The organism is Pseudomonas brassicacearum (assembly GCF_003732265.1).
Lineage (GTDB): Bacteria > Pseudomonadota > Gammaproteobacteria > Pseudomonadales > Pseudomonadaceae > Aquipseudomonas > Aquipseudomonas brassicacearum_D.
In genome coordinates this window covers 1-525 of record NZ_MOBK01000262.1, presented here as the reverse complement: position 1 = coordinate 525, position 525 = coordinate 1, and the positions used below count along the sequence as shown (strand labels likewise).

The 525-nt window shown below is 57.1% G+C and carries 1 protein-coding gene; it reads left to right on the top strand.

Annotated elements, in window-relative coordinates; genetic code table 11:
• A partial coding sequence (locus BK660_RS31170; protein ID WP_148057519.1) for a GFA family protein occupies positions 1–362 on the top strand: 362 nt, incomplete at its 5' end.
• Between the last annotated feature and the right edge of the window lie 163 nt (positions 363–525).

The following is a 525-nucleotide window of genomic DNA, read 5'->3' as shown; positions in this document are numbered from 1 at the left end:
GCGATGTCCGTTTCGAAGTGACAGGTCAGCCCTACCGAGTCGGCATCTGCCACTGCCTCGACTGCCGCAAGCGCCATGGCGCGCTGTTCGGCAACTCGGCAATATTTCCCGAGGATGCGTTAAAGGTCACCGGCGAAATCCGCGACTACAACGGGCGCTTTTTCTGCCCGCGCTGCGGCTCTCCGGTGTTCACGCGTTTGGCAGATGAAGTAGAGGTCAACGTCGGATCGCTTGATGAACCGAACCAGTGCAAACCTACTTACGAACTCTGGACTATTCACCGCGAGTCTTGGCTACCGTCGCTGCCACTGGCTCACCACTACGAGCGTGATCGCGAGAGTACAAGTCGCACAGAAGAATAATGGACGTGAGCCCCATCACATCCCCTTGTGGGAGCGAGCCTGCTCGCGAAAGCGGTGGGTCATTCAGCTCAAGTTCAACTGACAGATTGCTTTCGCGAGCAGGCTAGCTCCCACAGGGGAAGTGTATGGCTGCTGCTTAACTCAGCTGCGAATAAACGCCAAC